At 68.1% G+C, this 10274-nt stretch carries 11 protein-coding genes and 1 pseudogene; 7 read left to right on the top strand and 5 right to left on the bottom strand.

Going from position 1 to position 10274, the window contains the following annotated elements; genetic code table 11:
- Positions 1-472: 472 nt before the first annotated feature.
- Positions 473-1372, top strand: a complete 900-nt coding sequence (locus tag OP79_RS47360) for an alpha/beta fold hydrolase (protein ID WP_033329430.1) — start codon at positions 473-475, stop codon at positions 1370-1372.
- 460 nt (positions 1373-1832) lie between these two features.
- Positions 1833-3221 carry an erythromycin esterase family protein gene (locus OP79_RS47365; protein WP_033329426.1) on the top strand — a complete coding sequence of 463 codons (1389 nt, stop codon included), beginning with the start codon at positions 1833-1835 and terminating at the stop codon, positions 3219-3221.
- Between the two features lie 691 nt (positions 3222-3912).
- Here OP79_RS47365 and OP79_RS47370 read toward each other — a convergent pair.
- The 5 genes and pseudogenes from OP79_RS47370 to OP79_RS47380 all read right to left on the bottom strand — a co-directional run bounded on the left by OP79_RS47370 (position 3913) and on the right by OP79_RS47380 (position 7380).
- The gene (locus tag OP79_RS47370) at positions 3913-4284 is read right to left on the bottom strand and encodes a DUF4158 domain-containing protein (protein WP_078492511.1); all 372 of its coding nucleotides are present in this window, start codon (positions 4282-4284) and stop codon (positions 3913-3915) included.
- Between the two features lie 260 nt (positions 4285-4544).
- A pseudogene (locus OP79_RS57750) lies at positions 4545-4767 on the bottom strand (YciI family protein); the annotation flags it as partial.
- Between the two features lies 1 nt (position 4768).
- The gene (locus OP79_RS47375; protein ID WP_033329427.1) at positions 4769-5677 is read right to left on the bottom strand and encodes a helix-turn-helix domain-containing protein; all 909 of its coding nucleotides are present in this window, start codon (positions 5675-5677) and stop codon (positions 4769-4771) included.
- Between the two features lie 97 nt (positions 5678-5774).
- Complete coding sequence (locus OP79_RS53325) at positions 5775-6080, bottom strand: helix-turn-helix domain-containing protein (protein ID WP_245685721.1); 306 nt, start codon at positions 6078-6080, stop codon at positions 5775-5777.
- Positions 6081-6171: 91 nt separating this feature from the next.
- The gene (locus OP79_RS47380) at positions 6172-7380 is read right to left on the bottom strand and encodes an amidohydrolase family protein (RefSeq protein ID WP_033329428.1); all 1209 of its coding nucleotides are present in this window, start codon (positions 7378-7380) and stop codon (positions 6172-6174) included.
- Between the two features lie 108 nt (positions 7381-7488).
- On the opposite strand from OP79_RS47380, the gene OP79_RS47385 reads away from it, so the two are divergent.
- The 5 genes from OP79_RS47385 to OP79_RS57765 all read left to right on the top strand — a co-directional run bounded on the left by OP79_RS47385 (position 7489) and on the right by OP79_RS57765 (position 10033).
- Positions 7489-8103: a TetR/AcrR family transcriptional regulator gene (locus tag OP79_RS47385; protein ID WP_033329429.1), complete on the top strand. Its 615-nt coding sequence runs from the start codon at positions 7489-7491 to the stop codon at positions 8101-8103.
- Positions 8104-8834: 731 nt separating this feature from the next.
- Positions 8835-9224, top strand: a complete 390-nt coding sequence (locus OP79_RS50160; protein ID WP_245685722.1) for a hypothetical protein — start codon at positions 8835-8837, stop codon at positions 9222-9224.
- A gap of 129 nt (positions 9225-9353) precedes the next feature.
- The gene (locus tag OP79_RS57755; RefSeq protein ID WP_051745812.1) at positions 9354-9632 is read left to right on the top strand and encodes a hypothetical protein; all 279 of its coding nucleotides are present in this window, start codon (positions 9354-9356) and stop codon (positions 9630-9632) included.
- On the top strand, positions 9629-9871 hold the full coding sequence (locus OP79_RS57760) for a hypothetical protein (protein WP_245685723.1): 243 nt from the start codon (positions 9629-9631) through the stop codon (positions 9869-9871). The genes OP79_RS57755 and OP79_RS57760 overlap by 4 nt, the downstream gene beginning before the upstream one ends.
- Positions 9872-10033, top strand: a complete 162-nt coding sequence (locus OP79_RS57765) for a hypothetical protein (protein WP_245685724.1) — start codon at positions 9872-9874, stop codon at positions 10031-10033. It abuts the gene before it with no gap.
- Positions 10034-10274: the final 241 nt, after the last annotated feature.

The following is a 10274-nucleotide window of genomic DNA, read 5'->3' on the forward strand; positions in this document are numbered from 1 at the left end:
CCAGCCGCCCAGTGGACCGAGCACCTTGTCACACTCGTGCGCACCGTCGGCATGAACGGTTTCGTCATCTGGCCCGAACGAGACCACGGCCAGCAGATCCGCGCGTTCGCCGCCGAAGTCGTACCCGCAGTCCGCGAAGCCCTCGCACGCAAGACCTGACCACTCCGTGTCCTCGGGCCGGGCAGCACTCCTGGCACAACGCCACCGGCTGTACCCGTCCCAGCCCTTCCCTCCCCAGAGCAGCGTCTTGCTTCTCACCGGCCACAAGGGCGGCACGGTGAACTGCCTCTGTCCACCCAGCCCTCAGCAACGCCGACCACCCAACGATGCCCGCATCCGCTGCGCCGTCGAGCGCACCGGAGCCCGCGTCACTTCCACCGACCAGGTACTGGCCGAGCTCGCCGCCGGCTCCGCCGGCCCTCACGGACAGAAGTTCCTGGTCTTTCTCCTCGACCCAGCCCCAGGTGATCCCATGAGCGACGAAACACCCCTCCCCGACGGATTCGAAAGCATCACCGTCACGGCGAACGGCACCCGGCTGCATGCCGTGGTCGGCGGGTCCGGTGCACCCGTACTCCTTCTGCACGGCTGGCCCCAGACGTGGCGAGCCTGGCGACACCTCATGCCGGCCCTCGCCGCGCACGGTTACCGCGTCGTCGCATCCGACCTGCGCGGCATGGGTGCCTCTGACCGTCCCCCGAGCGGATACGACAAGGACACACAAGCAGAGGACATGCGCGAACTCCTCGCACAGCTCGGCATCCACGGCGGCGTGCGCATCGTCGGGCACGACATCGGTGGCATGGTCGCCTTCGCCTACGCCCGCCGCCACCCCGAGGAAGTCGAACACCTCGTCCTCGTCGAACTCGCCCTCCCCGGCTTCGGCTTGGAGCAGGCGATGGACGTGGCCTCCGGCGGTCTGTTCCACTTCGGCCTCTTCATGACCGAAGAATTGCCCGAGCTGCTCCTCGAAGGCCGGGAAAGCGACTTCCTCACCTGGTGGTTCAACTGGTTGTCCGCGGTACCCGGAACCTTCCCGCCGGAAGAGGTCGACACCATCGCCTCCTCCTACCGCGGATACGAGGCACTGCGCGCCGGCTTCGCGCACTACCGCACCCTCCTTGACGACGGCCGCGTCAACCGGGCCTGGCACGAAACCGGAGGAACCCTTCCCATGCCCGTACTCGCCGTCGGCGGCGAGCACAGCTCAGGCGCCCTACTCGCCGACAGTCTGGACACGGCCGCGCCGCATCTGACCGGTGCGGTGATTCCGGGCAGTGGCCACTTCGTGCCCGAGGAACGTCCCGATGCCTTTGCCCGCGAGCTGCTCCCCTTCCTGGCTCCCCCGCCCCGACCCGCCGGGCACATCTGACTGGACTGGAAACCGCGACCTGTTGAACTACTGATCGGCTGCACATCGCGGCGCGATGAGCCTGAAAGAGGAAAGCGGCGTTGGGTGTGAGGGGACTGGCGGACAGGCCGGCGGCAGCACGAGCCGATGAGCCAGTGGCCCGGTAACCGGAGCGAGCAAATGTTCCACCGGATGCTGTCGGCAGCGGCAGACGCTCCCCTTGTTGCGTACCTGTACACCCGGGAGGTATCGGTAAGTTCACGTTGCTGCGCCATGCCGCCCGGCAGGCGGAACTCGCCGGCCGCAACGTGGTGCATCTCGTCGTCCCCTGTATCTGCTCTTCGCCCGCGACCGGCTCCACCAGGCGGCAAAGCCACGACGTACGGGCGGTGGCCCGAGTCCCGGGGTAGTGCCTGCGGTACTTGGAGATGGGCAGCACACGGGTTGGTGACGGACCCTGTGCGCACGGAAATCTGTACGCATGACGCGACGCAAGGCAGTAATCATCCCCTCGGTCCTCCTCTCCCTCAGCGCGCTGACGGTCGCCACGCCTGCCATGGGCGCCACGGCGCACGGTTCACCGGCCCCGGCATCGAAGGCATCTGCCTCCTGGCAGAGCGGCGAGAGTGTGGTGGCCGGCATCGACCGCAGCTCCCACCCCCTGCGGACCACGAACCCCGCGGGCAGTCTGCGGGACCTCGACGCGCTGGGCCGCATGCTCAAGGGCACCGAGGTGGTGGGACTGGGCGAGGCCACCCACGGTTCGCGGGACTTCTTCCGCATGAAGCACCGGGTCTTCCGCTATCTGGTCGAGGAGAAAGGCTTCCGGACCTTCAGCCTGGAACTCCCCTGGAGCAGCGGTGTGCGGATCGACGAGTACGTGGTGCAGGGCAAGGGCAACCTCAAGGACATCGCCCGTGAGGAGTTCCAGGGTTCCTACCGGATCTGGAACAACCAGGACTACATCGACCTCATCAGGTGGATGCGGGACTACAACCTTCACCACCCCGGCGACCCGGTGCGTTTCATGGGCAACGACATGGGCTATGCCGGCCCGGAACTGTACGCACGGGTCATCGACTACGTATCCCACGAGTACCCGCAACTGCTGAAGCAGGCGACCGAGTTGTACCGCGGTCTGGCCCCGACAACCGACGCCGGCACCTTCGCCGAGGAGTACTACAAGCTGCCGCTCGCCGAGCGCCAGGAGCGGGCGGAGCGGACCCGGAAGGTCTACGACCTCCTGCGCGCACAGCGCCCCGGCCCCGGTGACAAGCAGAACCATCTGTGGATGACACAGCACGCCCTGGCCATCCACCAGATGGCCAGGGGCCTGTCCTTCGACATCGGCGACGAGGATCAAATCGCCCAGATGATGAAGCTCCGCGACCAGGTGATGGCCGAGAACGTGGAGTGGTGGCACCAGTACACCGGGAACAAGATTCTGCTGTCGGCCCACAACACCCACGTGTCCTACGACTCGTTCGACACGCGGTACCCCAAGACTCAGGGCTCCTTTCTCCGCGACGCACTGGGCAGCCGCTACGCCAGTATCGGCTTCTCGTTCTACAAGGGTTCCTTCATCGCGTTCGGCACCGACGACAACGTGATGCGCAGCTACCACGTGGACGGCGCGAAGCCGGGCTCCAACGAACAGACCCTGGACAAGGCCCGCCGGGACGACTACATCCTCGACATGCGCAAGGCCCCCGAGCCGGTGCGCGAGTGGCTGGACAAGGAGCGTGGCACCTGGAACATCGGCGCCGGATGGCCCGACCCCGTGGAATACACGGCCGCATTCGGCAAGGCCCACGACATCGTCATACACCTGCACGACGTCCAGGCCACCACGTACCTCGGCACACCCTGACACCCCACCACCGACACACCTGGGGGAGGGCAGGAACGGTCCGGTTCGCCACGCGTCGTGGCGGCCGGGACCGTTGCGGCAGCCAGGCACGTCTCCGAGTGGCGTTCGCATGGCACGCCGGTACCTCACTGCTCCGGGGCACCGCAGATCAGATTCTGGGCGATTCCGTGCAGCATGCAAGGTGGCGATGTCGCTCTCGATCCGCTGTGCGGCGGCCGACAGCACAGACAGGACATCCCCGACGCATACGTCCTCGCTGCGACAGCTGCGGTGCGTGTCGACATTCACGGCCGCGACCCCGTGCCGGGCGTGATCCGGCACGGGGCACCGTGACGGACCGAAGCCCTTCCGCCGAGATTCGCCGCCCCAAGCCACTCGGCGTACTCAGCCGGTGGATTCTTCGCTCCGCGCCGACGTGTCCGAGGTGATCAGGTACCTGCGTACGTTTGCCCGGAACAGGCCAGTGGTTGGTCCTCGCGACGACGCCGGCGACTCGACGAAATCGCAGCCGAGCGCTGTCTTGGCCGACCTGATGCGGTCGACCCGCGCGAGTACGGCTCCCGCACCGGCAGCAACGTCCAATGCCGACCGACAGGAATGGCCGCAGCCGTTCCCACTCGGCGTCTGTCAAGTCTCCCCACCCCATGCCTGATGCAACGAGCCGACAATCGGACTGTCCCAGGTGAGCTGGTCATGGGAGTGTCGACTGAACACGCAGACGCCCGCCCCGGGGTGGGGCGGGCGCTGGACGACGAGCGGCGTCAGTTGAGTCCGCGACGCTGAGCTTCCCGACGGATCCACGCCGCTTGACCACCACCTGCTCCGGCACGTCCTCCAGCGTCGGGAAGTACCCCATGCGCTGACACAGCTTCAGCGTCAGCAGCACGGCCAGCAGATGCTCGTCCCCGTCCGTGGCCCCGGCCGCCCACTCCAGCTCATCGCGAGTCGGCGAGAAGAACAGATGCAGCTCGTGCGCGGTGATCAGCCGCTTGAACCGCGGGGGTACGCGGTCCGCTCGATCGAGGTCACAATCCTGCCCCGGGCCAAGACGCCAGCTAAACATCACCACCAACGACACTCAGCCGAACGGGTGACGGCCCGGGCGCTCAGGGCTTCAAGATCAGCTCATTGCCCCCTTGACGCGTACGTGGGTCACACCCCTGGATCCCCGGGGGTTTAGGGAAACCGGAGGTCCTTCAGCGCGAACCCACGGGTCCACCGGTGTGCGTCAGGCCAATGCATCCGTGGGTTCGGGTGAAACACGAGGATGCTGAGCGATCCGAAGGGTCTCGGCGGTGACGTCGGCCTGGATGTCCTCGGTCATCACGACCGCCTGCCGAACTGCCAGTTGTGCACCCAGGGTCGGCGTACCGGTCCGGGGTCGGGATGGCGCGTGCCGTGTCCGGGTCCGGTCTTCGGACCAACGCCGCCGTCCCCAGCCGGGTGGCGCCGTTGTCGGACAGCCGCGGCCCGTAGGCGATCAGCTCGTCCCGGTCGAGCGGCACCGCGAGGTCGGCGGCCTGCCCCTGCCGAGGCCGAGCACCAGGTCAGGTCTGATCCGCGGCGCGCAGGGCCCGCGCCAGCCATTCCAGCTCCTCGGTCGCGTCGGGCGACGAATCCTGCCCGCGCACACGGGCGACGAGCCTGCGGTAGTGCTCCGCCCCTGCCTCGATCCCGGCTTCCAGGCTGCGCAGCACGGCGGCCCGATCGGCGTCACCGAACAGCTCGGACAGCACCTCGGCGGCTGCCGGCCCCTCGGGAGCGACCCCGCCTTTTCTGACCTCCGCGACGGTCTGCACGATCTGCCTGGCCCACCAGATGGACGCCCCGGGGGGACGGCCCTGCCCCGGTACGGGCGTGTTGAGCTCCATCCATGTGCGCAACCGGGCGCGGAAACCGGGGTCCCGCACCAATTCGGCCAGTTCGATCCAGGCGTCGACCTGCTCAGGTGTGGGATCGTCGGGCAATTCGATGCTGAAGGTGCGCATGCGGTCGCGCAGGCGGGGGTCGTCGAGGCCGCCGAACACCTCCTCCTTGAACTCGTCGATGATCTGTTCGCGCTCGGCGGCGGAAAGCCGCGCCAACCGGTTCATCAGTGCTGTCTCCTCAACGGTCGAACCCCGTTTCGCCACGGTGGACAGGACGGCCCGGCTCACCTTGAGTGAGCGGATCTGCGCGTCGAGCGCGGCCACATGCGCGTCGGCGACCTCGGCGACCGTGGTGCGGCCGCTCAGGACGCGGCACACGTCGTCGAGCCCGAGGCCCAGCTCCCGCAGGGTGCGGACCAGCTCGACGCGGGCCACGGACTCGGCGTCGTACAACCGGTAGCCGCCCGCGGAGCGGGCCACAGGCGGCACCGCCCCCTCGTCCGACCAGAAGCGCAGGGTACGCACCGGAAGTCCGGTGCGGTGCGCGAGCCGGCCAATGGTGAGCACGTCGGGGCGTTTGTCGTCCATGAGTAAGATCCTGAACCCTCCGGCGGCTGGAGACTCAAGCGCCTCAGTGCGACATCCCGTGAGTTCTCCAGAGCTCTGCCGAGCTTTCTCACCACCGTCAGCGCCGACAGCATGCGCCTCCTCGTCTTCGACCAGACCGCAGACTGATCAGATCGGACGAGAAAGCTTCAGGAATCACCTGATGCACCCCGACCGGCTTACCGCGCGGACGCATGACCAGCGCCTCCCGCCCACCGGCCTGCCACTTCGCCCACCAGATGTCGACCGCCTTCAGCGACACCCCGAACACCGCCGCCACATCCTCACGGCCCCGCCCCGCCGCCAACGCGGCCACCGCGCGCAGCCGCAGGGCCTCCTGTGCCGACGGCGAAAGGCGCCGCGCATCCCCCACCAGATCGTTCACACTCCTCCAACGACCCAGAACCTGAACCGCTTCTGATCAATGGATGTAGTGCGAGGTGGTGAAGTGGGCGTGGACGTCAACCAGCGAGCGCTCAGGCATCTTGCTCTCCCGTCACGCCGGCCGGTGCCAGGCGGTGGCCCCGACGCCACACCGCGCGGGTGTTGAGCGTCGCGGAGAGCTGCGAGGTCGGGTCACCGTCCACGAGCACCAGGTCCGCCGCGGCGCCGGGCTCGATTCGCCCGCGGTCGGTAAGGCCGAACCGGTCAGCGGTACGCCGTGTCGCCGCAGTGAGCGCCTCGACCGGACTCAGCCCGCCGGCCTCGAGCAGGCGTAGCTCGTCGTGCAGGCTGGCGCCGTGAGCGAGGCCCGGAGCACCGAGGTGGGCCGCATCGGTACCGGCCAGGACCTCGACGCCGGCGGCGTGGAGCAGCCCGACCGAGCGCAGGGCATTGGGCAAGTGGGCGTTCCAGGCGAACTCGCGCCCCAGGTTGTCGCGCCATGCCGCGTTCAGGCGGGATGCCACACGCAGGTCGGCGGCCAGGCGTGGGCCAGCGCCGTCGGAGGCGCCGGAGGCAGTGACGGCCAAGGTGGTGATGACGAACATGCCCTGTTCGCGCATCCGGAGGATCAGGTCGTCGCTGATGACCTCGTCATAGTGCAGGTGGGTCAAGCCGTCCGCGCCCGCCTCGACAGCCACCCGTGTAGCCGTGGCGCTGAGGGCGTGGACCAGGGCCATCGCCCCGCGTTCGTGAGCCGCCTCGACAGCCGCGGCGACGACCTCGGGCGGCACCACGGGCAGCGACGTGCCGAACGCGGTGCCGTCCTCGACCATGATCTTGATGTAGTCCGCGCCCTCGGACAGGCGTCCCTCAACGAAGGCAGGCGCCTGGCTCGGGACGGTGGCGGTGGGCCACACCGGGTCGTCCAGGTCGCGCCGCAGTTGGTGAGGATGTCCGTCGGGGTGGGCGAGGCCCCACGAGGCGGTGCGGACGTCGGCCAGATCGAACTCGGTCTGCACCTTCTTCCGTACCGGGTTCATCACGTCCGGTACCGACATCATGTCCAGCTCGGTTGTCACGCCGAAGCGCAGGGCCGTGCGCAGACCGTCCTCGTCTGTATGGGTGTGGGCGTCGATCAGACCCGGCAGCAGGGTCCCGCCCCCGCCGTCGAGCTCCTCCACACCCTCGGGGACCTCGTGGCCGACAGCGGCGATCGTCCCGTCCTCGACGACGACCACCGAGGCATCGGCTATGTGCGTCCCGGTGAAAACTCGTGTGTTCGTAACCGCGAACCGACTCACAGCTCCTCCTCGCAGACTGTATCGCTCAGTACAGAGCGGCCTGCGTCAGACTGTATCGGGAAGTACAAAGCCTCCGTACCGTGAGGCACAGGACACGGAGGAGGGGGCATGGGACACACACCGACCACCGCGCGGGGTCGCGCGACCCGAGAGCGCATCCTCGATTCGGCAGCAGACCTCATCCAGCACCGCGGCGTCGCGGCGGTCACGCTGGACGATGTCGAACGCGCCGCAGGGGTCGGCCGCAGCCAGCTCTACCACTACTTCGACGACCGGGACGATCTCATCCGCTCCGTGGTTCATTCCACCGTGGACACGGTGCTGGCCGCACAGGAACCGCTGCTCCTGGAAGTCGACTCACTGGCTGGCATCGACCGCTGGTTCGACGCGATCGTGGCCAACGGGACGCGGCAGGACGCAGTGGGCGGCTGCGCGATCGGCTCGTTGGCCAGCCAGCTCAGCGGCCGGGACGACCTCACCCGACAAGCGTTCGTGGACGCCTTCGCACGCTGGGAAGCACCCCTCATCGCGGGCCTGCGCCGGATGCAGGAGTCGGGCGAGCTACGCCCGGACGCGGACGTGACGGAGCTGGCCGACCTCACCATGGCCGCAATCCAGGGCGGCCTCCTGCTGGCCCAGATCCGCCGTACACCGGACCAGCTCCGTCTCGCCCTGCGCGGCGCGCGGGCGGCGCTGGAGGACGCACTCACCCCGCTGCCCTGAACGCGGTCCACCTCCCGCTCAACGCGGGCGACCCACCACGCCGTCCAGGGTCCCAGCGGTCGGCGCCGACCCCGCCCAAGCCTCCTCGACGATTCGGGTCACGGCCCCGAGGTCGACGGGACGCAGATTCGCCTACGGCGCGGCACACACCTCCGTTACGACCTGAACGAGAACCCCATAAATTTCTGATCAAATACCTGGGCGGCAGGTTCTCACGGAATGTCTGGATTCACGGGCCTCCAGATAGTGCAGCGAGCCGGTCTGGGAGTGGAACGCCATCATCCTGGTTGAACAGTCCAGGCCGACGCCGCCGAGCTTGTCCTGACGCTGCGACGGTTGAGGTTGCTGGGCAAATGGAGAGTAGGGACGATAGGGTGTGAGTGGTATAGCAGACAGCAAACTGGAAAATAGCGACCAGCGTAGGAAGTTCTCCACGGATCTGAACGGCCCAATTACGGGAGCGCGCTATGCCACCCTCCGGCAACAGTGGGACGTGCAGGCCGCCAGCCGCTACCACCGTCGCTGAGCACTGTGCATCGTGAATTGCAGGTCACGGGGCTGGTGTGCGCGCTTCTTGCCGTGCTCGCGCTGGTCCGAGGCCGGTGTCCACGTTGAAGATCGTCTGACCTGGCGGCTGGGCCGTTCTCGGGTTCTGCTGCGCTCACCGTGGCGACGCTCCTACGATCCGTCACCGGGCCGGTGCGCCGGGATGGCGTGGGGAGGGTGCGGGGATGCAGGATCTGGAGCGGATCACGGATCGCCGCAGTGAACTGGATACGCTCGCCGAGGAGTTGGCCAAGCAGCTGCAGGAGGTCCAGGCCGAGCGGGAGGAGTTGGTGATCGCCGAGCGGGTCCTGAACCGGCTGGCCGAGCAGGACCGGGCCGCGGAGGAGGCCGCCGCGACTGTTGCCCCAACTCCCGCCCGGGTGGCGGGACGGGCGGTGCTGCTGATCCCGCACCGCAGCGAGAATCCCGACGAGGCCGCTCTGCCCGCTGACTACCGCAAGATCCTGGCGATCGTGCGGGCCGCCGACGACCCGGTGCAGGCAGGGGTGTCGGCGAGGAACTGTGCCTGGAAGTCGCGGTGCGCGGCAAACTGGAGCCGCTGCGCGCGAAGATGACCAAACTCGCCGACCGCGGCTGGCTGCACAAACGACCCGACGGCAGGTTCACCGCACGCCCGTAGCGGCGCCGGACGCGGGGATCGCCAGGACGTAACCAGCGGGCCCCCGACGGCAGTTGAGTTTGGTGTGAAGAAAAACAACGGTCTCGCCGAGGGCCCTGACGGCCTTATCTACACCGCCCGCTTGCCGCTGTCGAGTGCCACCTTGAACTGGCTCGCCGATCTGATACGCGGCCGTCTGAAGAAGATCGGCTCGCGGTGTCGGGCGCTGCCTGCCGGGAGGATCGCCGCCATCGTGCTGGCGGTGCTGCGCTGTGACCAGCGGCCGGGTGACCTGGCCGGCGGCAACGGGATACACCGCACCACCGTGACCCGGTGGGTCAGGGAAGCCATGGCCTGCTCGTGATCGCACTCACCGACGACAGAGGCCGACTGCTCTGGGCCTCCGCGGCCCGGCCCGGGCGGACCTCGGAGATCACCGCCTGCCGACACGACCAGCTCACCGCCAAGCTGCGGGCAGCCGGCCTCGGAGCCATCGCCGACCTGGGCTTCATCGGCCTCGACGACAGCGATCCCGACGCCGACCCAGCGGTGATCACCGGCTACAAGGCCGCCCGGAACCGTCCTCTGACACGTGGTCAGTAGTTGTCCGACACGGCGCTGGCCGCGGTCCGGGCGCCGGTCGAGCACGGCTTCGCGCACCTGAAGAACTGGCGGGTCCTCCGCAAGGTCCGCACCGACCCGAAGTGGGCGACCGCCCTGGTGAGGGCCATGCTGGTCCTGACGAACCGCGAAGTCTCCCGCTGACCGGCGATCTTCCCCGAAGTCATCCGCCCGCGACAGCATCCCGAACCCGGCGCACGCCAGCCCCGTGACCTGCAACTTCACGATGCACAGTGCTCATTGGGCTGGGACGCGTCGCGAACGCCAAGTCTCAAACTGGCGTAGAGGCGAACAGCTTTGAGTCCGTGCTCGATTTCATCGTCGCTGAAGTTGTGTTGCACAGCCAGGGGACGGGAGCGGTCTCGTTGACTCATGGTGACCATGA

Origin of the sequence: Streptomyces yerevanensis (assembly GCF_000716805.1) — a bacterium.
In the GTDB taxonomy this organism is placed as follows: domain Bacteria; phylum Actinomycetota; class Actinomycetes; order Streptomycetales; family Streptomycetaceae; genus Streptomyces; species Streptomyces flaveus.

Excerpts from the sequence above, each read along its gene's own strand:
- OP79_RS47370 (WP_078492511.1), bottom strand. The coding sequence starts at position 4,284 with ATGTTTAGCTGGCGTCTTGGCCCGGGGCAGGATTGTGACCTCGATCGA.
- OP79_RS47375 (WP_033329427.1), bottom strand. The coding sequence starts at position 5,677 with ATGGACGACAAACGCCCCGACGTGCTCACCATTGGCCGGCTCGCGCAC.
- OP79_RS47385 (WP_033329429.1), top strand. The coding sequence starts at position 7,489 with ATGGGACACACACCGACCACCGCGCGGGGTCGCGCGACCCGAGAGCGC.
- OP79_RS47365 (WP_033329426.1), top strand. The coding sequence starts at position 1,833 with ATGACGCGACGCAAGGCAGTAATCATCCCCTCGGTCCTCCTCTCCCTC.
- OP79_RS50160 (WP_245685722.1), top strand. The coding sequence starts at position 8,835 with ATGCAGGATCTGGAGCGGATCACGGATCGCCGCAGTGAACTGGATACG.
- OP79_RS47360 (WP_033329430.1), top strand. The coding sequence starts at position 473 with ATGAGCGACGAAACACCCCTCCCCGACGGATTCGAAAGCATCACCGTC.